Raw genomic sequence first — 26,327 nt, 5'->3', positions numbered from 1 at the left:
ATGGCGAGAATCGAGTTCCCGGAGATCGCCCTGCACGAAGTCGCCTCCCTGCGGCATGCCGGCGCGCCGAACGTCTCCGTCCGCGCGATCAGCGACGACAGCAGGGACGTGGACGCCGCCACGCTATTCTTCGCCCGGGCTACCGTCTCGCAGCCCGTCGACCGGTTCGTGGACGATGCCATCGCGCGCGGCGCCGCGGCCGTCATAGGTGCCGGGTTGTCGCATGCCACGGGAGTCGTGCGGGTCGACCGCCCGGAGGAGGCAATCGCCGAGATCGTCCGGCAGGCCAACGGCTGGGGACGCGACGAGATCACGATCACGGCAATCACGGGCACCAATGGCAAGACCACCGTCGCCCACCTGGTCGCCGGCCTGGCGGCTGCCGATGGCGACCCGGTCGGCGTGATCGGCACGCTCGGCTGGGGTCTCTGGTCGCCGCGCGCCGACTACCAGCCGACCGGTAACACCACGCCCGGCCTGATCGAGAACTGGCGCCTGATCGGCCAAATGATGCGTGAAGGCGCCCGGGAGATCGTGATGGAGGTCTCCTCCCATGCCCTCAGCCAGGGACGGGTGGAGGGACTGCCGATCCGCACCGGGGTGTTCACCAATCTCGGCCGGGATCATTTCGACTATCACGGCGACGTGGAGGCCTATCTCGGGGCCAAGGCGCATCTGTTCGCGCTTCCCTCGCTTCGCCAGGCGGTGCTCAACGCCGACCAGGACGCCTCCGGGCGGATGCTCGCCAGTCTGCGCGAGCGCGACGATGCCGTCCGGCTGTTGTGTTATTCGCTGGTGCCGACCGCCGGCCTTCCGGACTGTCACCCGTGCCTGAGCGGCGATCTCGAGGCGCCGGTCGCAGGCCGGATGCGGCTGTCGGTCGGTTACCTGAACGAGCGCGAGGTGATCGAGGCGCCCCTGGCCGGCCGGTTCAATGCCGAGAACCTGCTCGCCGCCCTGGCCGCCCGCCTCGTGGTGGGCGAGTCGCTGGACAGGCTGGCCGCCCATGCCGGGCACCTGAAGACGCCCCCGGGCCGGATGGAGACGTTCACCGTCGCCGGTACCAGGAGCGTCGTGGTCGACTACGCCCACAGTCCCGATGCACTCAAGAACGTGCTCGTCGGCCTGCGCGAGGGACTGGCCGAGGGGGGGCGCCTGGGCGTGGTGTTCGGCTGCGGCGGTGACCGGGATGCCGGCAAGCGCCCGCTGATGGGGGCCATCGCCGAGCGGCTGGCCGACTGGGCGGTCGTGACCTCGGACAACCCGCGTAGCGAGTCCCCCGAGGTGATCATCGAGGCGATTGTCGCCGGGATGAAGGACCCGGATCGGGCGGCCGTGATCACCGATCGAAAGGAGGCGATCCGGCATGCCATCGGCCGCCTGGTCGAGGGACAGCCGGGCGACTGCCTGCTGGTCGCGGGCAAGGGCCACGAGACGGGGCAGGAGATCGGCGAGCGCGTGCTGCCGTTCGATGACCGCCAGGTGGTTCGCGAGATCGCAAGGGAGGTGGCGGCATGATCCGGGCAACACTCGAACAGATCGCGGACTGGACCTCGGGGCGGCTGGCCGATTCCGCGGACGCCACGCTGGCCGTGCAGGGCGTGGGAACCGACACCCGCCTTGACCTCGGGCAGCGGTTGTTCGTCGCGCTCAAGGGCCCGAACTTCGATGCGCACGCCTTCGTCGGTGACGCCGCGGGGCAGGGTGCGGCCGCCGCCCTGGTCGAGTGGGAGGTGCCCGGCGTCGACCTGCCGCAGGTCGTGGTCGAGGATTGCCACCGCGCCCTGTCGGCGCTGGCCCGTGCCTGGCGGGACCGCGTCGACCCGGAGATCGTCGCGATCACCGGCAGCAGCGGCAAGACCACGGTCAAGGAAATGCTGGCCGCCATGCTGTCGCAGGTGGGGCCGACCTCGGCCACCCGCGGCAACCTGAACAACGACATCGGCGTGCCGCTGACCCTGCTCGAGTGGCCGCCCGAAACCCGCTACGCGGTGGTCGAGATGGGGGCCAACCACGTCGGCGAGATCGCCGGCCTGACCGAGCTGGTCGCCCCGGACGTCGTCCTGGTGACCATGGCCGGCCGGGCGCACGTGGGCGAGTTCGGCTCGATCGAGCGGATCATCGAGGCCAAGGGCGAGATCTATCGCCACTGCCCGAGAACCTCGCGCGCGGTGGTCAACCTCGACTCTCCCGGCGCGGACGACTGGCTGGCGGCCGCCGCCAATGCCGAGACCTTCACCATGCAGGCGTCCCGCGCCGACCGTGCCACCTGGTACGGGCGGTACCTCGTCGGGCGGCATTCGCTGGAGATCCGCGAGCGCGGCGAGGACCTGCTCGGGCCGCTGGTCGTGCCCATGCCCGGTGAGCACAACGCGGTCAACCTCCTGGCGGCAATCTCCGTGGCCCGGATGGTCGGCCTGCAGCCGGTCGACATCGAGGCCGGCCTGGCCATCTTCGAGGCGCCGGCGGGGCGGATGACCACCGTGCGGCTGGCCAACGGCTGGCGCGTGATCGACGACAGCTACAACGCCAACCCGGAATCCATGCGCGCGGCACTGGCGCATCTGGCCGCGATGGCCGGCACGCGAGTGGCCGTTCTGGGCAGCATGGGGGAACTTGGCGAGCAGTCCGGGGTCTTGCACCGGGACCTCGGCGCCGAGGCGGCCGCCGCCGGCCTGGATCGCGTCCTCGCGGTCGGCCCGGAAGCAGAGTCGACCCGGGCCGGATTCCTCGAGGCCGGGGGAGACGATCGCGGGCTGATCTGCGTCCCCGACGCCGAGACCGCCGCGGTCACGCTCGGGGAACTGCTCTCGGACGTCGGTGGGAATGCCGACGTGACGGTGCTCCTCAAGGGATCGAGATTCATGCACATCGAGCGCGTCCGGGATGCGCTCGAACGGGAGCACGGTACGGCAACCGGCTCCGGCGACAATTTCACAGGGAGGGGGCCGGATGCTGCTCTGGCTGACTGAATGGCTGACGCAATACGCCACGTTCTTCGGCGTGTTCGAATATCTCACGTTCCGCACCATGCTCGGGGTGGGCACCGCGCTGCTCATCTCGCTGCTGGTCGGTCCGTGCGTGATTCGTTGGCTGCAGAGCGTCAAGGCCGGCCAGCCGATCCGCGAGCTCGGCCCGCAGAGCCACCTGGCCAAGGCCGGCACCCCGACGATGGGCGGCGCCCTGATCCTGATCGCGATCGCCGTCTCGATGCTGCTGTGGGGCGACCTGGGCAATGTCTACGTCTGGGTGGCCCTGATCACCACCATGGGCTTCGGCCTCATCGGCGGCTGGGACGACTACCTCAAGCTGTCCCGCCGCAACAGCGACGGGCTGTCGGCACGCTGGAAGTACCTGGGACAGTCGGTGATCGCGCTGATCGCGGCGGTGTTCCTTTACCTGATCGCCGAGACCCCCGCCGAGACCAGCCTGCTGATCCCGCTGATCAGGGATGCCCTGATCCCGCTGGGCTTCGGCTTCATCATCCTCACCTACTTCGTGGTCGTGGGCAGTTCGAACGCCGTCAACCTCACCGACGGCCTGGACGGGCTGGCGATCATGCCGACGGTGCTGGTCGCCGCCGGGCTGGCGGCCTTCGCCTACGTCACCGGCCACTACGAGTTCGCGAACTACCTGGGGTTGCCGTACATCGCCGGCGTGGGCGAGCTGTCGGTGTTCTGCGCCACCATCGTCGGCGCCGGGCTGGGCTTTCTGTGGTTCAACAGCTATCCCGCCCAGGTCTTCATGGGTGACGTCGGTGCACTGGCTCTCGGCGCGGCGCTCGGCATCGTGGCCGTAATGGTCCGCCAGGAGGTCGTGCTGTTCATCATGGGCGGGATCTTCGTTCTCGAAACGGTCTCCGTGATGCTGCAGGTCGCCTCGTACAAGCTTACCGGCAAGCGGATCTTCCGCATGGCGCCGATCCATCACCACTTCGAGCTCAAGGGCTGGCCGGAGCCGAAGGTGATCGTGCGTTTCTGGATCATCACCGTGATCCTCGTGCTCATTGGTCTTGCGACGATGAAGGTGCGCTGATGGAACTGATTATCGGCATGGGACAGACAGGGTTTTCCGCCGGACGCTTCTTCCAGCGCCGGGGCATCCCCTTCGTCGGCGCCGATACCCGGGGAGCGGCCGCCCCCCGGGAGCAGTGGTTGCGCGCCTTCGGGGAGGGCACCCTGTTCGAGACGGAACTGAGCGCCGACCGGCTGACCGCCACATCGCTCGACCGGGTCGACGGCATCGTTCTCAGTCCCGGGGTCGACCCGTCGCAGCCGGGAATCGCGGCAGTGCTCGACCTGGCGCGGGAGCGGGGCATCCCCGTCCGCAGCGACATCGAACTGGCCGCCCGGCACGCCGAGGCCCCCTACCTGCTGATCACCGGCTCGAACGGCAAGAGCACGGTCACCGCCCTGACCGCCGAGCTGCTGGATGCGCTGGGCTACCGGGTGGCCGTCGGCGGCAACTACGGCACCCCGGCGCTCGACCTGCTCGCCGCGGCCTGCGACGTGATGGTCCTGGAGGTGTCGAGCTTCCAGTTGGAGTCCTCCGACCCGGAGGCGATCCGGCCGAACGCCGCCACGGTACTGAATGTCAGTGCCGACCACCTCGATCGACACGGTTCGCTGTCGGCCTACGCGGCGCTCAAGGCGCGCGTCATGGTGCATGCACAAACCGCCGTGGCCAATCTCGACGATTCGCGGGTCGCGGCGATGATCGACGGCTGCGAGGGTCGCGTGCTGGGATTTTCCGCGACGCCCGACCACGGTGCTACCCGCGTCGCTGCCCGTTTCCACCTCGACGACGGCGGCCGCCAGCTGTGCCGGGACGGCGAGGCGATCATCGGCGTGGACAGCCTGGCGTTGCCCGGGCGGCACAACCGCCTGAATGTGCTCGCGACCCTGGGGCTGATCGAGGGGTTCGCCGGGGTCGACGCGCTGCAGTCGCCGGCCCTGCATCGGGCATTGCAGCGTTTCGAGGGCCTGCCTCACCGCATGCAGGCCATTTGCCACTGGGCCGTGGACGACGGGGAGATCCGGTTCGTCAACGATTCCAAGGCCACCAACGTGGGTGCGGCGGTGGCGGCTATCGAGGGTCTGGCCGAGCCGACCGTCGTCATCGCGGGCGGCCAGGCCAAGGGGCAATCGTTCGACGATCTGGCCGAGGCGCTGGCGCAGCATGCGCTGGCCGTCGTGCTTCTTGGCGAGGACGCCGCGCTGATCGAGGCGGCCCTCCGCCGGCTGCCGGCCGCCGGTCCGGATATCCATCATGCCGACGACATGACGGGGGCGGTTGCCCGGGCCACGGAATGCGCCGTGGCCGGACTGACTCGTGCGCCGCGGGTGACGGTGCTGCTCGCGCCTGCCTGCGCCAGCTTCGACATGTTCCGCGGCTACGCCGAGCGCGGCGAACGCTTCGCCCGGGCGGCGGAAGCGGTCTGCGCCCGCGGCATGGAAACGGAGGGGGTGGCATGAGCCTGATGTCGACCGACAATCCGACCATGCAGCGACTGCGCGAGATGCGCGCGGTCGCCTCGCGCTGGGTCGGCGAGCAGGGGCAGGTCCAGCGGCACGTCGGCGGCATCCGTCTCGACCGCTGGTTCCTCACCAGCCTGATCGCCCTGATCGCGCTCGGCCTGGTCATGGTCGCCTCCGCCACCCTGGGGGGCGGGGACTCGCCGAGCGGCGGACTGCTGCTTCGCCAATCCGCCGCCGTGGTCATCGGGCTGGTGGCGATGGCCGTGATGCTGATGGTACCGATCCGTCACCTGGTCTCGCTGCGCACCTCGATCCTGGTGCTGTCGCTGGCACTGCTCGCCGTGCTGTTCGTGCCCGGCGTGGCCCATACCGTCAACGGAGCGACCCGCTGGATCGACCTAGGGGTGGTGCGGGTCCAGGTGAGTGAATTCGCCCGGCTGGGCCTGGTCGTCTGGATGGCCGCCTACCTGGGCATCCACCTCGACAAGGTCCAGGCCCGCATGCGGGGAATGTTCCCGCCGGTGCTCGTGATCGCGCTTGGCGCCACGCTCCTGCTGCTGCAGCCCGACTACGGCAACACCCTGGTGCTGGGCGGCACGCTGTTCGCCATGGCGTGGCTGATGCGCGCCCAGCTGCACACCATGATCATGCTGATGCTCGTCGGCGGGGCGCTGGCGGTGGCCGGTGTGTTCGCGGCGCAGTACCGTGTCGACCGCCTGCTCTCCTTCTCCAACCCGTTCGCCGATCCCTTCGGTGACGGCTACCAGCTGGTCAACGCACTGATCGCCATCGGCGGTGGGGGCCTGTTCGGCCGCGGCCTGGGCGAGAGCGTGCAGAAGCTCTCCTACCTGCCCGAGGCGCACACGGACTTCATCTTCGCCGTGTTCGCCGAGGAGTTCGGCCTGTTTGGCGTGGCCGGGCTGCTGGGGCTCTACGCGGTACTCGTCTGGCGGGGGTTCGTCATCGCACGGATGGCCTGGACGGTGCGTCACTACACCGGCGCGGCACTGGCCTGGGGTATCAGTGTCTGGGTCGGCATGCAGTCGCTGATCAACATGGGCGTGAACATGGGCCTGCTGCCCACCAAGGGACTGACCCTGCCCCTGATGAGCTACGGCGGCTCGGCCATGGTCGCCACGCTGCTGGCCATGGGGCTGATCCTGCGGGTCCACCACGAGGCGAGCGGCGCGCTGGCCGAGCAGGGCGCGAATGATGCCCGGGAGGTGAGGACATGACCGCGGCGACACCCTTGGTCTACGTCATGGCCGGCGGCACGGGCGGACACGTGATCCCGGCACTCGCCGTGGCGCGTGCCCTGGCCGAGCGGGGCTATGCCATCCGCTGGATGGGCACCGAGCGCGGCATCGAGTCCCGGCTGGTGCCCGAGGCCGGCTATCCGATCGACTACCTGCCCATCGGCGGGGTCCGCGGCAAGGGCTGGGCGACCCGGCTGGCCGCGCCCTTCGCGCTGATGCGGGCAGTCTGGGCCGCCGCGCGGCACCTGCGACGCGAACGTCCCGTGCTGGTGCTCGGCATGGGTGGATTCGCCGCCGGCCCGGGCGGGCTGGCGGCCTGGCTGCTGCGTCGGCCGCTAGTGATCCACGAGCAGAACGCCATCGCCGGCATGACCAACCGGGTGCTTTCCCGGTTCGCCCGGGTCACGCTCGCGGCCTACCCGAAGGCCTTCGGTCGCCGTCTTCCCGAGACGCGGGTCGTGGGCAACCCGGTGCGCCCGGAGATCGCCTCGCTGCCGGACCCGGACACGCGTCTCGCCGACCGGGAAGGCGCGGTACGGGTGCTGGTGCTCGGGGGCAGCCTCGGTGCCCGGGCACTCAACGAATCCGTGCCGCAGGCACTCGCGCGGGTCAGCCACTCGATCGATCTCGACATCCGTCACCAGGCCGGCGCGCGCCACCTCGAGGATGCCCGGGCCCACTACGCGAGTGCCGCCTGGGGCGAGGGCAGTCGACACGAGGTCACCGGCTTTATCGACGACATGGCCGAGGCCTTCGGCTGGGCGGACTTCGTCATCGGCCGGGCGGGCGCCATGACGGTCGCCGAGATCGCCGCGGCAGGCGTCGGCGCACTGTTCATCCCGTTCCCGCACGCGGTCGACGATCACCAGCGGCACAACGCCGCCTGGCTGGTCGATCAGGGCGCGGCGCGGCTGCTGGACCAGCGCGATGCGGACGTCGATCGGCTGGTCGACTTGCTCGGTACCGTGCTGGCGGACCGGACGCTGCTGAGGGACATGGCTGTCCGCGCCCGGGCGGCGGCGATCGCCGACAGCACGGCGAGAATCACGACGGTCTGCGAGCAGATCATCGCGGGCCAGCGCCCCGGGGAGGAAAAGTAATGGAACAGTTCGCTCCGGTCGCTCAGGTTCGCATGCGCAAGGTGCGCAAGCTGCACTTCGTCGGCATCGGCGGGGCCGGCATGAGCGGCATCGCCGAGGTGCTGCACACGCTCGGCTTCGTGGTCACCGGCTCGGACATGAACGAGTCGCCCGCCGTGCGTCACCTGCGCGAGCTCGGCATCGACGTGCACATCGGGCATGCTGCCGAGAATCTCGCCGATGCCGACGTGCTGGTGGTCTCCACGGCGATTGCCGCGGACAACCCGGAATTGCAGACCGCCCAGGCCCGCCGGCTGCCGATCGTGCGCCGCGCGGAGATGCTTGCCGAGATCATGCGCTTCCGCATCGGCCTGGCTGTCGCCGGCACCCACGGCAAGACCACGACCACCTCGCTGCTCGCGGCGATCCTCGCCGAGGCCGGCCTCGACCCGACCTACGTCATTGGCGGCAAGCTGCTGTCGAGCGCGTCGAACGCGCGTCTGGGACGGGGCGAGTACCTGATCGCCGAGGCCGACGAGTCCGATGCCTCGTTCCTCCACCTCCAGCCGCACGTCGCCGTGGTCACCAACATCGATGCCGACCACCTGGAGACCTACGACAACGATTTCTCGCGGCTGCTGGATCACTTCGTCGAGTTCCTGCACAACCTGCCGTTCTACGGGCTGGCGGTGATCTGTGCCGATGACACCCACGCGATGAGCATCGTCAATCGCGTCGGCCGGCAGGTGCTCAGCTACGGCATCGATGCCCCGGCCGACGTGCGTGCCACGGCCATCCGGAGCGACGGCTTCGAGTCGGCCTTCGACGTGCAGCTGCCGGACGGCCACAGCCTGCACTGCCGTCTGGCCATGCCCGGTCGACACAACATCCTCAATGCACTGGCGGCGATCACGGTGGCCCACGATCTGGGCGTCGGGGGCGACTCCATCGTCCGGGCGCTGGCCGGCTTCAAGGGCGTCGGTCGGCGCCTGGAGCGCCGCGGTACGCTGGCCTTCAAGCACGGTCGACGCCTGCTGCTGGACGATTACGGTCACCACCCGCGCGAGGTGGCGGCAACGCTCGCGGCCGTGCGTGACGCCTGGCCGGACGAGCCGTTGCTGCTGATCTTCCAGCCGCATCGGTATACCCGCACCCGTGACCTGTTCGAGGACTTCGTCGAAGTGCTCTCCCAGGTCGACCAGCTGATCCTGCTGGAGGTCTACGCCGCCGGTCAGCAGCCGATCGCCGGGGCCGACGGGCGGAGTCTGGCCCGCGCGATTCGCGCCCGGGGGCAGGTCGACCCCGTCTTCGTCGCCAAGCCCGAGCAGGTGTCCGAGGTGGTCGCCGACATGGTGCACGACGACGGCATCGTGCTCACGCTGGGGGCCGGCAACGTCGGCAGCCTGCCGGGCCTGCTGCTCGAACGCTGGGGGGAATCGGCATGACCGACACGATGGACTTCGGCCGGGTGGCAGTGCTGATGGGCGGCTGGTCCGCCGAGCGCGACGTGTCGCTCAACAGCGGTCAGGCGGTGTTCGATGCCCTGGCCGGGCAGGGCATCGACACGGTGGCGATCGACCTGCACCGGGAGGATGCGCGCGAGCTCGGCCGGATCCTGCGCGAGCAGGATGTCGATCGGGTATTCATCGCCCTGCATGGACGTGGCGGGGAGGACGGCCAGGTCCAGGCGCTGCTCGACCTGCTGGACGTGCCGTACACGGGCAGCGGCATGGCCGCCTCCGCCGTGGGCATGGACAAGGTCCTGTGCAAGCGCATCTGGCAAAGCGCCGGACTGGATACCCCGGCTTTCGCCGTGGTGGACGGTCTGGCCGAAACGCAGGCGGCCGCCGCGCGGCTGGGCTGGCCCGTGATCGTCAAGCCGACCGCCGACGGATCGAGTGTCGGGGTGAGCAAGGTCGACGGCCCCGACGAGGTCGCGCCCGCCTGGCGCGAGGCGGCCGCCCACGGGCCGGTGATGGTCGAACGCTTCGTCGCCGGGGGCGAGTACACCGTCACCATCCTGGCTGGAAAGACCCTGCCGGCGATCCGCATCGAGGCGAGCGGCGAGCACGCCTTTTACGACTACCAGGCCAAGTACGAGGCCGAGGACACGGGGTACCGGATTCCCTGCGGCCTGGCCGCCGACGAGGAGCGGCGCATGGCGGCCGCGGCCCGGGAGGCGTTCGAACTGATCGGCGCGACCGGCTGGGGGCGGGTGGATTTCATCCGCGACCCGGACGGCCGGCACTGGCTGATCGAGGTCAACACGGTGCCGGGCATGACCGGGCATTCGCTGGTGCCGATGGCCGCGCGCGAGGTGGGCATGGATTTCCCCGCCCTGTGCCGGTCGATCCTGGAACAGACCCTGGCGCCCAAGACGGCGGCGCACGGGGGTGCCGACGGAGGTGAGTCGGTCCATGGAGCGGTTTGATGACAGCCAGACGCAGATCGCAGGCACGGCCGAAGGGGCCGACCTGGCGCGAGCGGTTCGCGGCATTCGTGGCCATGGCCCGGCGTGCGTTGCGCGTCGGGATGACGGTGGCGCTCTGGGTCGCGTTCGTCGGGGCGCTGGTGCTGGTCGCCCAGCGCGTCTGGGTAAAGCTGGACGTGCCGGTGCGGGAGATCGTGGTCGAGGGGGGCAACCGGTTCGTCCCGGCCGCGCAGGTCGAGCAGGTGTTGGAGCCCTGGGCGGGGCGGAGCATCTGGGAGGTGGAACTCGAGTCGATGCGCGAGCGCCTGCTGGAGGATCGCTGGCTCACGGAGGTGACCGTCACCCGCCAGTGGCCCGACCGGCTGCGGGTCGAGCTGGCGACGCACCGGCCGATCGCGTTCTGGGGCGACGATGCCCTGATGAGCAGCTCCGGCGAGGTGTTTCGGCCCGCCGATCGGCCGGAGGCACTCGCCCTGCCTCGGCTGGCCGGCCCCCGGGACAGCCAGTGGTCGGTCTGGGAGCGCTACAGCAGCCTTCGCCCCGTGCTCGAGGGGGTCGGCCTGACACTCGTCGGGGTGGAGTTGAGCCCGCGCGGGGCACTGGACCTCACGCTGGCATCGGGGGCGGTCATCCGGGCCGGGAGGCAGTCGCTGGAAGTGCGGTTGCAGCGACTGCTGGACGTGTATCCCGACGCGCTGGAAGGCCGGATGCACCAGGTCCGCTCGATCGACCTGCGTTACAGCAACGGGTTTGCCGTGGCCTGGCGGAACGACGGCAGCGAACAGGCAGAGGAATGATGGACATGGTTATCAGCAGCTTCGCAACCAGGGGCAGAGACACAGCATGAGCGCGTTGAAGAAAGGAGAGCGTGAATTCGTCGTCGGTCTGGACATCGGCACCAGCAAGGTCGCCGCCCTGGTCGGCGAGTGCGACGGTGACGGCCGTCTGAGCCTGATCGGCTACGGATCGCACCCCACCAACAAGGGACTGCGACGTGGCTCGGTGGTCGATATCGAGTCCACATCCATGGCGATCCAGCGGGCGATCGACGCGGCCGCCACGCTGTCCGACACCGAGATCGGTTCGGCCTGGGTGGGCGTGGCCGGTGACCACGTGCGCAGCCTGGATTCACAGGGGATGACCGGGACCGGAGGCCGGGAGATCACCGACGCCGACGTCTCGCAGGTGATCCAGTCGGCCCGGGCGGTGAAGATCCCCGACGGCCAGCAGATCCTGCACTGCGAGGCGCAGGAGTTCCGCATCGACGGCCAGGACGGCATCAGAAAGCCGCAGGGCATGAGCGGGCACCGGCTGGAGGCGAACGTGCACATCGTCACCTCGGCGGCCAACAACGTCCAGAACATCATCAAGTGCGTCGAGCGCTGTGACGTGCACGTCGACGGCACCGTCCTCGAACCGATCGCCGCCGCGCGGGCGGTGCTCAACGACGACGAGCGCGAGCTGGGCGTGGTGCTGATCGACATCGGCGGCGGCACGACCGACGTGGCCATCTACACCGGCGGGGCGCTGCGCCACGCGGCCGTGCTGCCGATCGCCGGCGAGCAGATCACCAACGATCTCTCCTACGGCCTGACCACGCCGCCGGCCGAGGCGGAGAAGATCAAGATCAACCACGCCAACCTCGGAGCGCTCGACGAGCGCGAGGCCTCGCGGGCGATCGAGGTGCCCGGCGTGTCGGGGCGCCCGCCGCGGCGCATCCCGCAGGAGACGATGATGCGCATCGTCCGGCCCCGGGTGGAGGAGCTGCTCTCCTACCTGCAGGAGGAGATCCGCCAGTCGGGCTACCTGAACATGGTCAACGCCGGGGTGGTGATCACCGGGGGAACCGCCCAGATGCCCGGTTTCGTCGAGTTGGCCGAAGACTTTCTGCAGATGCCTGCCCGTCTGGGTACGCCCCAGGGCGTGGTGGGCAATCTGGATGCCCTAACGGACCCGGCGAATGCTGCCGGTATCGGCTTGATGCTGCACGGCCTGCAACAGGCCAGGGAAAACACGGCCCATGGATCGGAGACGATGCATGGAAATGTCCTGGAACGGCTCAAGGGCTGGTTCCGCGATCACTTCTGATTTTCAAGAACGCCAGGCGAGAAGGAGACGACACCATGAGCAATTGGAAGATGGCAGAGATGCAGACCGAGAGCGCCAAGATCAAGGTAATCGGCGTCGGCGGGGGCGGCGGCAACGCCGTGGCCCACATGGTTCACCAGAACATCGAGGGCATCGAGTACATCAGCGCGAACACGGATGCCCAGGCGCTGGTGAAGAGCAACGCGCCCTCGCAGCTGCAGATCGGCGCGAACATCACCAAGGGGCTGGGTGCCGGCGCCGACCCGGAACTGGGGCGGCAGGCCGCGCTCGAGGACCGCGAGCAGATCCAGGAGGCGATCAGCGATGCCAACATGCTGTTCATCACCACCGGCATGGGTGGCGGCACGGGCACCGGCGCGGCGCCGGTGATCGCCCAGATCGCCCGCGACATGAACATCCTCACCGTCGCGGTGGTCACCCGGCCGTTCTCCTTCGAGGGCCGAAAGCGCACGGCCGTGGCCATGGAGGGGATCCAGGAACTCGAGGACAACGTCGACTCGCTGATCGTCATCCCCAATGACCAGCTCACCGCGGTCATGGGCAAGCAGGCGGCCCTGCGGGACGCCTTCGCCGCGGCCAACGAGGTGCTGTTCACCGCCGTGGCCGGCATCTCCGAGCTGATCACCCGCCCGGGCGAGATCAACCTCGACTTCGCCGACGTCCGCGCGATCATGACCGAGAAGGGCACGGCCATGATGGGCACCGGCATCGGCACCGGCGACAACCGTGCCGCGGAGGCAGCGGAGGCGGCCATCCACAGCCCGCTCCTCGACGACATCAACCTCACCGGTGCCGAGGGCATCCTGGTGAACGTCACCTCCAACGGTGACCTGTCGATCGGCGAGTTCATGGAGATCGGCGAGATGGTCCAGGGGCTTGCCGGCGACGAGGCCGTGGTCAAGGTGGGCACGGCCGTCGACGACGAGCTCGATGGCCAGCTGCGGGTCACCCTGGTGGCCACGGGCCTGTCGCGCAACAAGGACATCGTCGGGGGCGGGCAGAGCAGGCCCCGCGTGGTGATCGACAACGCCCGCCGCGAGGAGCCGGCCGTCGAGTCCGAGGAAGCCGAGGCCCAGCAGCAGGGCTACGCCGCCGGTGCGGGCACGGCACATCGCGGCAACACGGCAATCAACCTCGACACCATCGACATCCCGTCGTTCCTGCGTCACCAGGCGGACTAGAGGTCGCCGACGACCGGGGGACTCCCCGGTCGACCGACAACTCGCAAGGCGAACCGAAAAAGCCCCGGGGACGGGATTCCCCGGGGCTTTTTCATGGAATGCAAAGCGTGCGGACCTTCACCACGCGGTCAGCGGCGCCTGGGCAGCAGCCTTACCACGCGCATGCCCAGCTTGCGGTCGATCCACGTCCGCCGCTTCTCGTCGGCAAGCGCGAGGAGGAACGGCAGGCCCGCGAGGCACAGGCTGAACACGCCGTAGAGAAAGCGTAGGAATGCCGGCCCGGCGCAGGAGCGGGGCGGTTGTCGCAACAGCAGCAGTCGCCAGACCTTCATGCCCGGTGTCTGGCCGACCCGGCACCAGAAGAAGACGAAGTAGCCGGCGATCCACGCCAGCAGCCAGGCCCGGTACAGCCACTGGCCGGGACCGTCCGGCGGGACCGGTTCGCCGCGGGTGACGGCCAGGGCGAGGAAGGTCGCCAGGATCAGCAGCGCGATCACGAACAGCAGGTCGTAGAACAGGGCGGCGGCACGGCGCCACAGCGGGGCGGTCTCCGCGGGCTGGCGTTCCTCGGTGGCTGGGGTTTCCGGCTGGGTCATTTCGCGGTCTCGGTATCGTTCCGGGGGAGGGCCAGGTCGTCAAGCAGGGCCCGGACGGTTTCCAGCCGCTCGTCGAGGGTGGGCATTTCCCGGGTGAATCGCAGGGTGTCGGCCGACAGGCGGTAGGTCTGTGGGTCGGCCTGCACGGCCGCCACCAGCTTGCCGGGATCGACCCGGGCGTTCTCGCCGAAGACAAGGCGTCCACCCCGGGCGGTGAGCTCGAGCTTGCGGATGCCGAGGTCGCGGGCCCGGATGCGCAGGCGGTGGGTCTCGATCAGGGCGGTGACCGGCTCGGGCAGTAGCCCGAAGCGGTCGATCAGCTCCACCTTCAGCTCGTTCAGGGCATCGTCGTCCACGGCGGTCGACAGGCGCTTGTAGAGTGTCAGGCGGGTATGCACGTCCGCCACGTAGTCCTCGGGGATGAGTGCCGGCTCGCCCAGATCCACCTCGGTGGTGACGCTGCCCACGGGCGCCTCGAGCTCCGGTTCGCGGCCCTCGCGGATAGCGGCCACCGCGCGGTCGAGCAGCTGCATGTAGTAGCGGTAGCCGACCTCGTGCATCTGGCCGGACTGACCGGATCCCAGCAGTTCACCCGCACCGCGTATCTCCAGGTCGTGGGTGGACAGCGTGAAGCCCACGCCGAGGTCCTCCAGCGAGGCGATCGCCTCGAGCCGTTTCTGCGCATCCGGGGTGAGCTGGCCCGGCTCCGGGGTGATCAGATAGGCATAGGCACGGTGGTGCGATCGGCCCACCCGTCCGCGCAGCTGGTGGAGCTGGGCCAGGCCGAACTTGTCGGCGCGGTGGATGAGGATGGTGTTGGCCGTGGGGATGTCGATCCCCGACTCGATGATCGTGGTCGAGACCAGCACGTTGAAGCGCTGGTGGTAGAAGTCCGACATCACCTGCTCGAGCGCCCGTTCGCCCATCTGGCCGTGGGCGGTGTTCACCCGGGACTCGGGCACGATTTCCTCCACCATTCGGGCCATGCGCTCGATGGTGCGCACCTCGTTGTGCAGGAAGTACACCTGTCCGCCACGCTTGAGTTCCCGCTGGATGGCCTCGCGGATCTGCACCTCGTCCCAGCGCAGGATCACCGTCTTGACCGCGAGCCGCTCGCGCGGCGGGGTGGCGATGATCGAGAGATCGCGGATCCCCGAGAGCGCCATGTTGAGCGTGCGCGGGATGGGGGTGGCGGTGAGCGTGAGCAGGTCCACCTCGGCGCGCAGGGCCTTGAGGCGCTCCTTGTCGCGCACGCCGAAGCGCTGTTCCTCGTCGATGATCACCAGTCCGAGGTTGGCGAACTCGGGCGAATCGCGCAGCAGCTTGTGCGTGCCGATGACGATGTCGACCTGGCCGGCCTTGATCCGTTCGCGCAGCTCGCCGGTCTTCTTGCCGCCGGACAGTCGCGAGAGGCTCTCGATGGTCACCGGCCAGTTGGCGAAGCGGTCGCGGAAATTGCGCATGTGCTGCTCGGCGAGCAGGGTGGTGGGCACCAGCACCGCCACCTGGGCGCCGTTCTGCACGGCGACGAAGGCCGCGCGCATGGCCACCTCCGTCTTGCCGAAGCCCACGTCGCCGCAGACGACGCGGTCCATCGGCTGGGAGGAGGCCATGTCGGTCAGCACCTGCTCGATGGCCAGTCGCTGGTCGTCGGTGGGCTCGAAGGCGAACTCCTCGGCGAACTGGCGATAATCGTCATCCTCGACGCGCATCGCGGTGCCCTTGCGGCTGGCGCGACGGGCGTGGATATCCAGCAGCTCCGCGGCCACGTCGTGGACCTGTCGGGCGGCGCGTTTCTTCGCCTTTTCCCACTGGTCGGAACCCAGCCGGTGCAGCGGCGCCGTCTCCTCGGCGCCACCGGTGTAGCGAGAGATGCGCTCCAGGCCGGAGACGGGCACGTAGAGCTTGTCGTCGCCGGCGTAGGTCAGCAGCAGGTACTCCTGCGGCTGGCCGTTCATCTCCAGGGTGACCAGACCCTGGAAGCGACCGACGCCGTGGTCCTCGTGCACCACCGGCGCGCCGATGGCCAGATCGTCGAGGTTCTGGATGATCGCGTCGGCATCGCGGCCGCGCCGCGCCTTCGCCCGGCGCTGGGCCACCCGCTCGGCGAACAGGTCGATCTCGCTGATGACGGCAACGGGTCCGGTGTCGCCGGGAAGGATCGCGCCGTGCTCGAGTTCGGCGACCGCCACGTCCAGCTCGGCTTCCGACTCGCGGCCTCCCTGCTGCCAGCCCTCGATGGCCGCAGTGCTCAGCCCGGTGGCGGTGGCCTGCTCGATCAGTGCCTGCCGGCGTCCGCTGCTTTCGGCCACCAGGAGGGTGCGACCCTCGAACTGGCGCACGAAGCCGGCCAGGCGCTCGATCACCGCGGCCTGCGAGGCACTGCCGGCCGACAGGTCGGGCAGGGAGCGGTCGCCCAGGTCGGCGGCCTGCGGGAAGCGGTCGTCGTCACCGGCGACCAGCTGCCAGCGCGGGCGGGCGACGACCTGCTCCTCGAATTCCCCGGGTGTCTGGTAGAGCGCCTCGGGTCGCAGGATGGGATGGTCGACGTCGCCCGATCGCTGGGCGAAGCGGTCGGCCGTCTCCGTGACGAAGCGCTCGATCGCCTCGGGGACGGCGTCGAACAGCATCAGTCGAGCGTCCCGGGGGAGGTAGTCGAACAGCGTGGCGGTCTGTTCGAAGAACAGGGGCAGGTAGCTCTCGATGCCCGCCGGCACCAGCCCCTCGGACACCTGGCGGTAGATCGGTGACCGGGTGGGGTCGCCGGAAAAGGTGTTGCGCCAGTTCTGCCGGAAGGTGCGGATGCCCTTGTCGGTCAGTGGGTACTCGCGGGCCGGCAGCAGGGTGATCTCGGCGACCGTTTCGGTGGAGCGCTGCGACTCGGGATCGAAGTGGCGCAGGGTCTCGATCTCGTCGTCGAACAGGTCGATGCGTACCGGTTCCTCGGCCCCCATCGGGAAGACGTCGACCAGCCCTCCGCGCAGTGCGTACTCGCCGTGCTGCTGGACCTGGGAGACCAGGCTGTAGCCGGCGGCCTCGAGCTGCCGGCGATAGGCCTCGCGGTCGAGCGTCTGGCCGACCTCCAGCACCATGCCCTGACCGGCGACGAACTCCGGTGGCGGCAGTCGCTGTAGCAGCGTCGGCGCGGCGATCAGGGTCAGGCCGGAGGTTTCCCGCGGCAGGCGCCAGAGCCGGGAGAGCCGGTCGGAGATCAGGTCCTGGTGGGGTGAGAAACGATCGTAGGGCAGGACCTCCCAGTCGGGGAAGACCGTGGTCTCGATGCCGAGAAACGCCAGGGCTGCTTGCGCGTCGTTGACGTGGCGGCTGTCCGGCAGGACGGCCAGCAGGGGGCGGCGCGCCGTTTCCATGGCCAGGCGCGCGGCGAGGGCGCGGCCCAGGTCGGTGTGTACCCGCAGGTAGATCGGGTCACCGGCGTTCTTCGGTTGGGCGGGGACGGGCTTCGAGTCGCTCATGACAGGCATTCGGCGGCATTACGTGCAGGCTGGAATCCGCGCCGTCGGCGCGTGGAAGGCGCTGATTGTGGCCCATTTGAGCCGCCGGTGCACGGCCTGGGCTCCATCTGGGGCGGCGGTTCAGCCCGGGCGTCCGGTCAGCAGGCACTCCTCGGCCATGTCCAGTGCCTCGGGGGCGCCGTAGAGGGTGAGGACGTCATCCTCCTGCAGCACCACCCCCTCATCGGGGCTCTCTCCCCGGATCCCGTGACGGTTGATGGCATCGACCACCACCGAGCCGTCCCGCGGCAGCACGTCGCCCAGTCGCTGGCCGACGGACTTCGCGCCGGGCACCAGCGTGACGTTCTTGAGGGTGCGCGGAGCGAGCGGGGCGAAGTCGTTCTCGTCCCGGGCCCGGTCTCCGTGAAAGGTGTGCCGGAGAGGGGCGTAGTCCTCCCGGCGGATCTCTTCCATCTGGCGCAGGATCTTGCTGATCGGCACCCGCAGCGTGCGCAGCACGTGGCCGCCCAGGGCAAGGCTCATCTCGTAGACGCTGGCCACGACCTCGGTGGCGCCGGCGTCGTGGATCCGGTCGAGATGCTCGTCGGTGCGCGTGCGCACGATGATCGGGATGTCACGGTTCGTCCCCCGCACGATCTCGATGGTCTTGATGGTCGAGGCATCGTCGAGGTGTGTCAGCACCAGTGCCCGGGCGCGGTCCAGGCCGGCCGACTGCAGGATGTCCAGGTGGGTGGAGTTGCCGAAGTAGACGCGCAGGCCGGCCTCGTTCGCCTGCTGGACGATGTCCGGGTCGACCTCGATCGCGGTGTAGTCGATGCCCTCGCTGCTCAGCAGGCGCGCGACGTTCTGACCGACGCGGCCGAAGCCGCAGACGACCACGTGATCGCGCAGGTCGCTGGTGTCCTGCCGGATCTCGACGGCGTGCTCGCGACGTCCGCGCGCGTAACCGGGCACGAGATACTTCGCGATCAGGCCGTTGTACTTGACCAGGATCGGGGTGAGGACCATCGAGAAGATCACCGTGGCCAGCACGATCTGGCGCTCGCTTGCGGTCATCAGGTCGGGGTTGGCGATCGAGAGCATGGCGAAGCCGAACTCCCCGCCCTGCGCCAGCACCAGGCCGGTGCGCAGCGCCACGCCGGGGGCTTCGCCCATGGCCCGGCCGATCAGGAAGATGATCAGGGTCTTGGCAAGGATCAGGATCGCCAGGAAGACCAGGACCCAGTGGAAGATCTCCGCCAGCCCGCCGACGTTGAGCATCATGCCGATGGTGATGAAGAACAGGCCCAGCAGCACGTCGCGGAAGGGGCGGATGTCGGCCTCGATCTGGTGCTTGTACTGGGTCTCGGACAGCGCGATACCGGCGAGGAAGGCGCCCAGTTCCCAGGACAGTCCGGCGCTGTTGGTCAGCCAGCCCGCGCCGAGCACCGTCAGCAGCACGGCCAGCGTGAACAGCTCGGCCGACCGCGACTTGGCGATCTCGCGGAACAGCGGGCGCAGCACCCAGCGCCCACCGAAGAACAGGAGGATCGCGGCGAGCACGCCGGCCCCCAGCGTGAAGGTGATCTCCAGTGTCAGGTTGGCGGCATCGTCGGCGGCCCCCTGCACCCCGAGGACCGGGATGATGATGAGGAAGGGAATGACCGCCAGGTCCTGGAAGAGCAGGATGCCGACGGCGTTGTTGCCGTGCCGCGAGTTGATCTCGAGCTGTTCGCCCAGCTGGCGGATGACGATCGCGGTGGATGAGACCGTCATCACCCCGGCCAGCGTGAAGGCCGCCGCCGGCGAAAATCCCATCATCAGCGCGGCGCCACCGGTGATGACCGCCGTCAGCATTACCTGCGCGCCGCCCATGCCCACCACCGCCCGGCGCATGGACACCAGCCTGGGCAGGGAGAACTCCAGGCCGAGCATGAACAGGAGGAAGACCACGCCGAATTCGGCGATCAGGTGGATGTCGTGGATGTCGCGGACCAGGCCCAGGGCGTGCGGGCCGGCGAGCACCCCCACGGCGAGGTAGCCGAGGATGGCCGGCAGGTTGATCCGCCGCAGCGCCACCACGGCCACCACCGAGATCAGGAGGAGTGTCAGCAGGATACCCGTAGTGTCGGTTTGCACGGCGGAGTCTCTATTCCTTGTCGTTTTTCCCTGTGCCCTCGGGCAACGAGGACGGCATGCGCTCAGGAGGTTTTATCACAGATTCCCGTGCCGGCCGTGGCAGCGTCGAGCCGCCGCCGGAATTCGTCGCGGGGCACTTCCTCGGCGCCCAGGCGCAGCAGGTGGGCGGTGCTGAACTGCGTGTCGAGGAAGTCGATGCTCCCCCAGATGCGGTCGACCAGGATGGCGGCCAGGGCGAACTTCGAGGCGTTGGGCGCGTGGCTGAACATGGACTCGCCGAAGGCGGCCCGCCCAATCTGCGTGCCGAACAGTCCGCCGACCAGCCTCGTGTCGTCCCAGACTTCCACTGAGCGGGCGTGCCCGGCCTCGTGCAGTGCGACGAAGGCCTCGCGCATCTCGGGGACGATCCAGGTCTCCGGATCGTCGCCACGGGGCGCGGCACAGCCGTCGACGACGGCGGCGAAGGCGGTGTCGGCCGTCACCCGGTAGCGTTCCTGCCGGCGCCACTTGGCGAGGCTCCGCGAGACGTGGAACCGCTCGGGGACGAACAGCGTGCGCGGATCGGGGCTCCACCACAGGATCGGGTCGCCCCGGCTGAACCAGGGAAAGATGCCGCGACAGTAGGCGGCCAGCAGTCGTTCCACCGAGAGGTCGCCGCCGGCGGCCAGCAGGCCGTTGGGCTCGTTCAGTGCCCAGGATTCGGGCGGAAAGCTGCCCGGGTCGGGTCCGAGCAGCGGGATCATTTTCCCTTGGCGCGGGGGAGGGGGTACTCGGAGTTCTTCTCGTGCGGGCGGAACAGGACGGCGACGTGCCCCACGGTCTGCACCAGGGTCGCGCCGGTGGCCGCGGTGATCGCCTCGGTGATCCCGCGCTTTTCCTCTCGATCCACGCCGGGGATACGCACCTTGATCAGTTCGTGCGTCTGGAGGGCCTGGTCGATCTCGGCGAGGACTGCATCGGTGAGCCCATGCTGACCGAGCAGGACGACAGGCTTGAGATGATGGGCCTCAGAGCGAAGGTACTGTCTCTGCCGGGCGGTAAGGGTCATGTCGGTATGGTTTCCTCGATGGTCGGGCGATAGCCGCGCACCGTGTTGTGTGAAATCACACATTGAAATGGCGCGGGTTGCCCGGCAGTTTAACGGCTACGTTCCTGCCGGCCAATCCGAGACATCTCGAACCATGCGCACGATCCGTATCCTTCTGCTCTCCCTGCTAGCCCTGCCGCTGCTTCCGGGCTGCTCGCCCGACGAGGCGGATGGCGGGCTGTCCGCCTACGAAACGCCGGATCCGCTGGTGCTGCGCACGCCCGAACAGCCCGTTCCCGTGCCGTCCGCGGAGCTTGAATCCGTGGACGGCGCCGTCTCGACCGACCAGTTGTTCGACGATCGCTGGACGCTGTTCTACGTCGGGTACAGCTACTGCCCGGACGTCTGTCCCACCGAACTCGGGCAATTGTCCCGCCTTCTCCCGGAACTTGAGGAACGCCTGCCGGAGGTGGACTGGCAGGTGGTGTTCCTTTCCGTGGACCCGGAACGTGACAGCCCGGCCCACCTGGCGAAGTACACGGCCTTCTACTCGGACGAGTTCGTGCCGGTGACCGGGACGCGGGAGGCGATCGACGCGGTGACATCGACCGTCAAGGCGGGCTACCGCATCGAGGACCACGAGGAAGGAGACGTCGGCTATAACGTCGACCACGACACGAGCTTCCGGCTGATCGACCCGGACGGACGGATGCTGGCGCTGCTGCCGGGCCCGCATGACACCGGCGCGATCGTCGATGTGCTCGAGGATTTCATGTCAGAGGTGAAAGAATGATGAAGATGACGCATTTCGCGGGAGTTCGATTCACCGGTCTGCTGATGGGGGCCTCCCTGCTGGCGAGCGCCGCTGTCGCCCAGGCGGCCGAACTCGACGTGCAGAAGCCCTGGGTGGCGTTGACCCCGCCGGGGGCGCATGCCACGGCGGCCTTCATGCAACTGCACAACCCCGGTGACGAGCCGGTCGACGTGGTGTCGGCGGATGCCGAGGGGTTCAAGGCCGTGGAACTGCACGAGTCGGTCAACGAGGACGGCATGCACCGGATGATCGAGCAGGACCGCATCACGGTGCCGGCCGGGGAGACGGTGTCGCTGGCGCCGGGTGGCTACCACGTGATGCTGATCGGCCCGGAGCGGTCGCTGGAGGAGGGCGAAACGGTGGTCATCGATCTCGGCCTCGGCGACGGCAGCCAGCTCGAGGTGGAGGCCCCGATCAGGCCTCGGGACAAGGCGATGGGTGGTGGCGGCCACATGCACTGAGCGACGCGCCCGCCCTCGAGGCGGGCAACGGCGATTTGGGCGGCCGGGGGCAATCGGGGATAATCCCGGCCCCCGGTTTTTTTACATGCCGCCCGGAGACGACCATGGCCCGTTCGGTCAGTAGCAAGCGTTGGCTTGCCGAACATTTTCGCGACGAGTTCGTGCAGAAGGCCCAGCGCGAGGGCTGGCGCTCGCGTGCCGTCTACAAGCTGATCGAGCTCAACGAGCGCGACCGCTTCCTGCGCCCCGGCATGACGGTGGTCGACCTGGGCGCGGCGCCCGGCGGCTGGACGCAGTATGCCGCCCAGGTCGTCGGTCCGAAGGGTCACGTGTTCGCCCTCGACCTCCTGCCGATGGACCACTTCGCCCACACCACCGTGCTGCAGGGCGACTTCACCGAGGACGCCGTGCTCGAGGAACTGGAGGCCGCCCTCGGCGAGACGGAAGTCGACCTTGTCCTTTCCGACATGGCCCCCAACATGAGTGGACTGGACTCGGTGGATATCCCCCGGTCGATGTACTTGGCGGAACTTGCACTGGACTTCTGTGATCGGATGCTCAAGGCGAAGGGTGCCTTCGTCACCAAGCTTTTCCAGGGGGAGGGCTTCGACGAGTACGTCAGGGAAGTCCGGCAGCGCTTCGACCGGGTGGTGGTCCGCAAGCCGAAGGCTTCCCGTCCGCGCTCGCGCGAGGTGTATCTGGTGGCAACCGGAAAGCGCCTGATATAAGGTATCCGAATAAATGATTACGTCATCGCTGGCCGGACACGGATCGTCGTGTACCGGCCATTGTTGCGATGACTGCTGGCAGAGGTGTTGCCTTGAACGACTTGACCAAGAACATCCTGATCTGGGTAGTGATCGCCGTCGTGCTGATGACGGTGTTCAACAGCTTCGATCAGCGCGCGACCACCGCCACGGCGATGCCGTACTCGGACTTCATCCAGGACGTGAAGCGCGGCAACATCGAGTCGGTCACCATCGAGGGGCAGACCGTCAAGGGCGTGACCGGCGGGGGTAGTCGCTTCGAGACCTACAGCCCGGAAACCGACAACCGTGCCCTGGTCGGCGATCTGCTCGACAACAACGTGAAGATCAATGCCAAGGAACCGGAGGAGCCGTCGCTGCTGATGACGATCTTCATCCAGTGGTTCCCGTTCATCCTGCTGATCGCCATCTGGATCTTCTTCATGCGGCAGATGCAGGGCGGGGGCGGCCGCGGCGCGATGAGCTTCGGTAAGTCCAAGGCCAAGCTGATGAGCGAGGACCAGGTCAAGGTCACGTTCAGCGATGTGGCCGGTGCCGACGAGGCCAAGGAGGAAGTGGTCGAGCTGGTCGATTTCCTCAAGGACCCGGGCAAGTTCCAGCGCCTGGGCGGCGCGATCCCGCGCGGCGTGCTGATGGTCGGCCCGCCGGGTACCGGCAAGACGCTGCTGGCCAAGGCGGTCGCCGGCGAGGCCAAGGTGCCGTTCTTCTCCATTTCCGGCTCGGACTTCGTCGAGATGTTCGTCGGCGTGGGCGCCTCGCGTGTCCGTGACATGTTCGAGCAGGCGAAGAAGCACGCGCCCTGCATCATCTTCATCGACGAGATCGACGCTGTGGGCCGGACCCGTGGCGCCGGCATGGGCGGCGGCCACGACGAGCGCGAGCAGACCCTCAACCAGCTGCTGGTCGAAATGGACGGCTTCGAGGGCAACGAGGGCGTCATCGTGATCGCCGCGACCAACCGGGCCGACGTGCTCGACAAGGCACTGCTGCGTCCGGGCCGCTTCGACCGCCAGGTGGTCGTCGGCCTGCCGGACGTCCGTGGTCGCGAGCAGATCCTCAAGGTCCACCTGCGCAAGGTGCCGGCGGCGAAGGACGTCGATCCCTCCATCATTGCCCGCGGCACGCCCGGCTTCTCCGGGGCGGACTTGGCGAACGTCGTCAACGAGGCGGCGCTGTTCGCCGCACGTGCGAGCAAGCCCGAGGTCACGATGGCCGACCTCGAGCGGGCCAAGGACAAGATCATCATGGGTGCGGAAAGGAAATCCATGGTGATGAGCGAGGACGAGAAGAAGCTGACCGCCTACCACGAGGCGGGTCACGCGATCGTGGGGCGCCTGGTGCCCGAGCACGACCCGGTCTACAAGGTCTCGATCATCCCGCGCGGCCGGGCGCTCGGGATCACCATGTTCCTGCCCGACCAGGATCGCTACAGCTATTCCAAGCGCAAGCTCGAATCGAACATCTCCAGCCTGTTCGGCGGGCGGATCGCCGAGGAACTCATCTTCGGCGACGAGGCGGTGACCACCGGGGCGTCCAACGACATCGAGCGGGCCACCGAACTCGCCCGGAACATGGTCACCAAGTGGGGCATGTCCGAGAAACTCGGCACGCTCTACTACTCGGAGGAGGACGCGGATCCGTTCATGGGGCGCCAGGCCTCGGGCGGCCACTTCTCGGACGAGACCAAGGAGATCATCGACGCCGAGATCAAGCAGGTCATCGACCGCAACTACCAGCGCTGCCACCAGATCCTGGTGGACAACATGGACATCCTGCACGCGATGGCCGATGCGCTGATGAAGTACGAGACGATCGACTCCGGCCAGATCGATGACCTGATGGAGCGTCGCCCGGTGCGCGAGCCGGCGGACTGGGACACGGGCAAGTCGGAATCCGACCAGCAGCCGCCGGGATCCGGCGCGGCGGCGGACACCGATGAGCAAGCCGACGCCGAGTCCGGTCGGGGCGATGACGTCCAGGGTGGCGATCGTGGCGAGCCCGACGGTCGCGACGACGGGGACCGTGCTCCCGACGGCAGTCCGGTCGGTGGCGGACCGCGAGGCGGATGAGCTCGACCGGCGCGCCATGCCCCGACTGGCGGGCCGACCGCCCGCTGATCATGGGCATCCTCAACGCCACGCCGGATTCCTTTTCGGATGGTGGCCGCTGGAACAGCGTCGACAAGGCGCTGGCCGCCGCCGAGGCCATGCTGGAGTCCGGTGCGGACCTGATCGACGTCGGGGGCGAATCCACCCGACCTGGCGCCGAGCATGTGTCGGTCGACGAGGAGCTCGGCCGCGTCATGCCGGTCATCGAGGCGATCGAACGCGATCTCCATTGCCCCGTTTCCATCGATACCAGTTCCCCTGTCGTGATGTCCCGCGCGACCGATGTCGGGGCCTGCCTGATCAACGACGTCCGTGCACTATCCCGTCCGGGTGCGCTTGAGGCCGCGGCCGCCTCCGGCGCCTCGGTGTGCGTCATGCACATGCGGGGCGAGCCGGGCACGATGGCGAGCCGAACCGACTATGATGACGTGGTGCGGGACGTGATCGACTTCCTCGCCGACCGCATCGACCGGCTTCAAAGCGGCGGCGTACCCCTTGATCGGGTGCTGGTCGACCCGGGTTTCGGTTTTGCCAAGACCACGGAGCAGAACTTCACGATGTTGCGCCGCCTCGAGGAGTTCGAATGCCTCGGCGTGCCCCTGCTGGTGGGGATGTCGCGCAAGCGGATGATCGGTGACGCCACCGGCGAGCCGGTGGAGCGCCGCGCGACCGGCAGCGCCGCGGCAGCGCTACTGGCCGCCGAACGGGGTGCGCGCGTGCTGCGGGTGCATGACGTGGAGGCCACGCGCGACGCCCTTGCCGTCTGGGCGGCGACCCGTGACTCGGGCCGCGTCGTTTGAACTGCCGGACCTGAGAAAATCACCTTTTGCTGCATAAGCGTGTTTATCTTGGATTGCATTAGTGTTTTCTGATAGTTTCCCCGCGGGGTTAATTTGGTTGACTTGTAAATCGCCGCAAGGCCGCCCGGCCGCTTTTCTCCCCGGGGTGTCCGACACGCCGGGAGACGGTCATCCAGGGTAGGCCGCGGCGCAACAGTTGAGAGTAGAAATCATGAAACAGATGCGTCGTTCACTCATCGCCCTTGCCGCCAGTGGAGCGCTTGCCGCCCCGTTGATGGGTCATGCCGCCGGTGACCCGGCTGCTGGCAAGGAAAAGTACGCCTCCTGTGCGTCCTGTCATGGCGCCGACGGTGCTGGTCAGGGCGGAGCCTTCCCGAAGATGACCGGCTTGGGTGAGGAGGAGACCGCCAAGAAGCTGACCGCCTACCGTGAAGGTGACAAGGACTATCTCAAGGAAGAAGGGCTTGGCGACCGTTTTGACACCATGGCGCCGAACGCCTCGGACCTGTCCGACGGCGATATCGCCGACCTGGCTGCCTACATCGCCGAAGAGTTCGGTGGGGGCGGTGACGAAGGCGACAAGGACGACAGCGACAAGGATGACGATCAGGCCAAGTCCGAGAAGGACGA

The 26,327-nt window shown here is 68.4% G+C and carries 22 protein-coding genes; 17 read left to right on the top strand and 5 right to left on the bottom strand.

The annotated features are described in order from the left end of the window. Genes ACLFMY_RS00425 through ftsZ form a run of 11 tightly spaced genes read left to right on the top strand, consistent with a single transcriptional unit; the run spans position 1 to position 13,533 of the window. Positions 1 to 1,518, top strand: coding sequence for a UDP-N-acetylmuramoyl-L-alanyl-D-glutamate--2,6-diaminopimelate ligase (locus tag ACLFMY_RS00425; RefSeq protein WP_410762537.1), 1,518 nt, complete (start codon positions 1 to 3; stop codon positions 1,516 to 1,518). Then, positions 1,515 to 2,972: a UDP-N-acetylmuramoyl-tripeptide--D-alanyl-D-alanine ligase gene (locus ACLFMY_RS00420; RefSeq protein ID WP_410762536.1), complete on the top strand. Its 1,458-nt coding sequence runs from the start codon at positions 1,515 to 1,517 to the stop codon at positions 2,970 to 2,972. Before ACLFMY_RS00425 ends, ACLFMY_RS00420 begins: the two co-directional genes overlap by 4 nt. Beyond that, positions 2,953 to 4,035, top strand: coding sequence for a phospho-N-acetylmuramoyl-pentapeptide-transferase (mraY, locus tag ACLFMY_RS00415; protein ID WP_410762535.1), 1,083 nt, complete (start codon positions 2,953 to 2,955; stop codon positions 4,033 to 4,035). Before ACLFMY_RS00420 ends, mraY begins: the two co-directional genes overlap by 20 nt. Beyond that, positions 4,035 to 5,474, top strand: coding sequence for a UDP-N-acetylmuramoyl-L-alanine--D-glutamate ligase (murD, locus tag ACLFMY_RS00410; protein WP_410762534.1), 1,440 nt, complete (start codon positions 4,035 to 4,037; stop codon positions 5,472 to 5,474). The genes mraY and murD overlap by 1 nt, the downstream gene beginning before the upstream one ends. Further along, positions 5,471 to 6,712, top strand: a complete 1,242-nt coding sequence (gene ftsW, locus ACLFMY_RS00405; protein ID WP_410762533.1) for a putative lipid II flippase FtsW — start codon at positions 5,471 to 5,473, stop codon at positions 6,710 to 6,712. Before murD ends, ftsW begins: the two co-directional genes overlap by 4 nt. Further along, complete coding sequence (gene murG, locus ACLFMY_RS00400) at positions 6,709 to 7,833, top strand: undecaprenyldiphospho-muramoylpentapeptide beta-N-acetylglucosaminyltransferase (RefSeq protein ID WP_410762532.1); 1,125 nt, start codon at positions 6,709 to 6,711, stop codon at positions 7,831 to 7,833. The genes ftsW and murG overlap by 4 nt, the downstream gene beginning before the upstream one ends. Next, positions 7,833 to 9,257 carry a UDP-N-acetylmuramate--L-alanine ligase gene (gene murC, locus ACLFMY_RS00395; RefSeq protein ID WP_410762531.1) on the top strand — a complete coding sequence of 475 codons (1,425 nt, stop codon included), beginning with the start codon at positions 7,833 to 7,835 and terminating at the stop codon, positions 9,255 to 9,257. Before murG ends, murC begins: the two co-directional genes overlap by 1 nt. Then, on the top strand, positions 9,254 to 10,243 hold the full coding sequence (locus ACLFMY_RS00390) for a D-alanine--D-alanine ligase (protein ID WP_410762530.1): 990 nt from the start codon (positions 9,254 to 9,256) through the stop codon (positions 10,241 to 10,243). The genes murC and ACLFMY_RS00390 overlap by 4 nt, the downstream gene beginning before the upstream one ends. After that, the gene (locus ACLFMY_RS00385; protein ID WP_410762529.1) at positions 10,243 to 11,040 is read left to right on the top strand and encodes a cell division protein FtsQ/DivIB; all 798 of its coding nucleotides are present in this window, start codon (positions 10,243 to 10,245) and stop codon (positions 11,038 to 11,040) included. The genes ACLFMY_RS00390 and ACLFMY_RS00385 overlap by 1 nt, the downstream gene beginning before the upstream one ends. A gap of 46 nt (positions 11,041 to 11,086) precedes the next feature. After that, a complete protein-coding gene (gene ftsA, locus ACLFMY_RS00380) occupies positions 11,087 to 12,331 on the top strand; it encodes a cell division protein FtsA (RefSeq protein ID WP_410762528.1) in 1,245 nt (414 codons plus the stop codon). A gap of 35 nt (positions 12,332 to 12,366) precedes the next feature. Further along, positions 12,367 to 13,533: a cell division protein FtsZ gene (ftsZ, locus tag ACLFMY_RS00375; protein WP_410762527.1), complete on the top strand. Its 1,167-nt coding sequence runs from the start codon at positions 12,367 to 12,369 to the stop codon at positions 13,531 to 13,533. A gap of 128 nt (positions 13,534 to 13,661) precedes the next feature. Here ftsZ and ACLFMY_RS00370 read toward each other — a convergent pair whose 3' ends face one another. The 5 genes from ACLFMY_RS00370 to yhbY all read right to left on the bottom strand — a co-directional run bounded on the left by ACLFMY_RS00370 (position 13,662) and on the right by yhbY (position 20,768). After that, on the bottom strand, positions 13,662 to 14,129 hold the full coding sequence (locus ACLFMY_RS00370; RefSeq protein ID WP_410762526.1) for an RDD family protein: 468 nt from the start codon (positions 14,127 to 14,129) through the stop codon (positions 13,662 to 13,664). Further along, positions 14,126 to 17,602, bottom strand: a complete 3,477-nt coding sequence (gene mfd, locus ACLFMY_RS00365; protein ID WP_410762525.1) for a transcription-repair coupling factor — start codon at positions 17,600 to 17,602, stop codon at positions 14,126 to 14,128. Before mfd ends, ACLFMY_RS00370 begins: the two co-directional genes overlap by 4 nt. Before the next feature lie 120 nt (positions 17,603 to 17,722). After that, a complete protein-coding gene (locus ACLFMY_RS00360; RefSeq protein WP_410762524.1) occupies positions 17,723 to 19,720 on the bottom strand; it encodes a cation:proton antiporter in 1,998 nt (665 codons plus the stop codon). A gap of 62 nt (positions 19,721 to 19,782) precedes the next feature. Next, entirely contained in the window at positions 19,783 to 20,463 is a 681-nt protein-coding gene (gene aat / locus ACLFMY_RS00355; RefSeq protein ID WP_410762523.1) for a leucyl/phenylalanyl-tRNA--protein transferase, read from the bottom strand. Further along, positions 20,460 to 20,768 carry a ribosome assembly RNA-binding protein YhbY gene (yhbY, locus tag ACLFMY_RS00350; RefSeq protein ID WP_410762522.1) on the bottom strand — a complete coding sequence of 103 codons (309 nt, stop codon included), beginning with the start codon at positions 20,766 to 20,768 and terminating at the stop codon, positions 20,460 to 20,462. The genes aat and yhbY overlap by 4 nt, the downstream gene beginning before the upstream one ends. Before the next feature lie 133 nt (positions 20,769 to 20,901). On the opposite strand from yhbY, the gene ACLFMY_RS00345 reads away from it, so the two are divergent. The 6 genes from ACLFMY_RS00345 to ACLFMY_RS00320 all read left to right on the top strand — a co-directional run. Next, entirely contained in the window at positions 20,902 to 21,540 is a 639-nt protein-coding gene (locus ACLFMY_RS00345; protein WP_410762521.1) for an SCO family protein, read from the top strand. After that, the gene (locus ACLFMY_RS00340) at positions 21,537 to 22,022 is read left to right on the top strand and encodes a copper chaperone PCu(A)C (RefSeq protein ID WP_410762520.1); all 486 of its coding nucleotides are present in this window, start codon (positions 21,537 to 21,539) and stop codon (positions 22,020 to 22,022) included. The genes ACLFMY_RS00345 and ACLFMY_RS00340 overlap by 4 nt, the downstream gene beginning before the upstream one ends. A 104-nt stretch (positions 22,023 to 22,126) precedes the next feature. Next, a complete protein-coding gene (gene rlmE, locus ACLFMY_RS00335; protein ID WP_410762519.1) occupies positions 22,127 to 22,750 on the top strand; it encodes a 23S rRNA (uridine(2552)-2'-O)-methyltransferase RlmE in 624 nt (207 codons plus the stop codon). A gap of 92 nt (positions 22,751 to 22,842) precedes the next feature. Further along, positions 22,843 to 24,858 carry an ATP-dependent zinc metalloprotease FtsH gene (ftsH, locus tag ACLFMY_RS00330; RefSeq protein WP_410762518.1) on the top strand — a complete coding sequence of 672 codons (2,016 nt, stop codon included), beginning with the start codon at positions 22,843 to 22,845 and terminating at the stop codon, positions 24,856 to 24,858. After that, complete coding sequence (gene folP / locus ACLFMY_RS00325) at positions 24,855 to 25,697, top strand: dihydropteroate synthase (protein ID WP_410762517.1); 843 nt, start codon at positions 24,855 to 24,857, stop codon at positions 25,695 to 25,697. Before ftsH ends, folP begins: the two co-directional genes overlap by 4 nt. Positions 25,698 to 25,908: 211 nt before the next feature. Next, positions 25,909 to 26,327: c-type cytochrome (locus ACLFMY_RS00320; RefSeq protein WP_410762516.1), on the top strand; the 419-nt coding region annotated here is incomplete at its 3' end.

The sequence above is a fragment of the Guyparkeria sp. genome (assembly GCF_046545975.1).
In the GTDB taxonomy this organism is placed as follows: Bacteria; Pseudomonadota; Gammaproteobacteria; order Halothiobacillales; family Halothiobacillaceae; genus Guyparkeria.
Note: the sequence above shows the minus strand (reverse complement) of the source record. Positions and strands in the feature narration are given on the sequence as shown.

Coding starts and splice junctions, on each gene's coding strand:
- ACLFMY_RS00425 (WP_410762537.1), top strand. CDS start 1: ATGGCGAGAATCGAGTTCCCGGAGATCGCCCTGCACGAAGTCGCCTCC.
- ACLFMY_RS00420 (WP_410762536.1), top strand. CDS start 1,515: ATGATCCGGGCAACACTCGAACAGATCGCGGACTGGACCTCGGGGCGG.
- mraY (WP_410762535.1), top strand. CDS start 2,953: ATGCTGCTCTGGCTGACTGAATGGCTGACGCAATACGCCACGTTCTTC.
- murD (WP_410762534.1), top strand. CDS start 4,035: ATGGAACTGATTATCGGCATGGGACAGACAGGGTTTTCCGCCGGACGC.
- ftsW (WP_410762533.1), top strand. CDS start 5,471: ATGAGCCTGATGTCGACCGACAATCCGACCATGCAGCGACTGCGCGAG.
- murG (WP_410762532.1), top strand. CDS start 6,709: ATGACCGCGGCGACACCCTTGGTCTACGTCATGGCCGGCGGCACGGGC.
- murC (WP_410762531.1), top strand. CDS start 7,833: ATGGAACAGTTCGCTCCGGTCGCTCAGGTTCGCATGCGCAAGGTGCGC.
- ACLFMY_RS00390 (WP_410762530.1), top strand. CDS start 9,254: ATGACCGACACGATGGACTTCGGCCGGGTGGCAGTGCTGATGGGCGGC.
- ACLFMY_RS00385 (WP_410762529.1), top strand. CDS start 10,243: ATGACAGCCAGACGCAGATCGCAGGCACGGCCGAAGGGGCCGACCTGG.
- ftsA (WP_410762528.1), top strand. CDS start 11,087: ATGAGCGCGTTGAAGAAAGGAGAGCGTGAATTCGTCGTCGGTCTGGAC.
- ftsZ (WP_410762527.1), top strand. CDS start 12,367: ATGAGCAATTGGAAGATGGCAGAGATGCAGACCGAGAGCGCCAAGATC.
- ACLFMY_RS00370 (WP_410762526.1), bottom strand. CDS start 14,129: ATGACCCAGCCGGAAACCCCAGCCACCGAGGAACGCCAGCCCGCGGAG.
- mfd (WP_410762525.1), bottom strand. CDS start 17,602: ATGAGCGACTCGAAGCCCGTCCCCGCCCAACCGAAGAACGCCGGTGAC.
- aat (WP_410762523.1), bottom strand. CDS start 20,463: ATGATCCCGCTGCTCGGACCCGACCCGGGCAGCTTTCCGCCCGAATCC.
- yhbY (WP_410762522.1), bottom strand. CDS start 20,768: ATGACCCTTACCGCCCGGCAGAGACAGTACCTTCGCTCTGAGGCCCAT.
- ACLFMY_RS00345 (WP_410762521.1), top strand. CDS start 20,902: ATGCGCACGATCCGTATCCTTCTGCTCTCCCTGCTAGCCCTGCCGCTG.
- ACLFMY_RS00340 (WP_410762520.1), top strand. CDS start 21,537: ATGATGAAGATGACGCATTTCGCGGGAGTTCGATTCACCGGTCTGCTG.
- rlmE (WP_410762519.1), top strand. CDS start 22,127: ATGGCCCGTTCGGTCAGTAGCAAGCGTTGGCTTGCCGAACATTTTCGC.
- folP (WP_410762517.1), top strand. CDS start 24,855: ATGAGCTCGACCGGCGCGCCATGCCCCGACTGGCGGGCCGACCGCCCG.